The following is a 686-nucleotide window of genomic DNA, read 5'->3' on the forward strand; positions in this document are numbered from 1 at the left end:
CCAGCCGGTGTGATATCTCTCGTCATGGCGTTGCTCTCCTTTGTGGAATCAGCACCCCGAGCCTACCGGCTCAAGGTGGGCAACGCCGACCTCTTCAGTAATTCAACAGAACCCGGGACATCCCCCGCCTTGTTCTGCATCTGACTTTACTTCGTTCTCAAAGAACGAATCGAAGCCGCGAAAATCGGTCCCAACAGAGTCCTAACGATTGGTTTCTGTCGCGCGTCGCGACGGCGCAAACAGCCGCCAAATGCATCATTGGCGGTATCAGAAACGGATGGAACGGGACGTTGCGGCCCTGTCGCGCGCGATCGATTTGGCACACGACAGGAGCAAGACCGAATTGGCCCGCGCTAGCTCACGGCCCGGAACTGGACCTCACCTTTGTTCAAGAAGCAGGTCTTGTTGAACAGCCGCAAGTCCAGCGGATTGGGCAGCCGGACATCGCCAATGTCAGGACACGTCTTCCTCGCCGGATCGTATGATCGATCGATCTGCGAGACGAAGACGATGATGAGCCCCCGGTCTCGCGCGAACGATTTCAGCACGCGAACCTGCTCTGGGTGCCGTCCGAAAAGCGGTTGGAATTGAAAGTGGCGTAGTCTCCGGGGTGATCAACCTCGAATCACCCGGCGTTGACGCGCCGGGCTGGAGACCACGCCATGACAAGCGTTACCACGAAGGCT

The 686-nt window shown here is 58.2% G+C and carries 1 pseudogene; it reads right to left on the reverse strand.

Going from position 1 to position 686, the window contains the following annotated elements:
- Nucleotides 1-353: 353 nt before the first annotated feature.
- A pseudogene (locus ACZYOF_RS44160) lies at nt 354-557 on the reverse strand (DNA helicase); the annotation flags it as partial.
- Nucleotides 558-686: the final 129 nt, after the last annotated feature.

This window comes from Bradyrhizobium sp. LeoA1Lang (assembly GCF_055413685.1).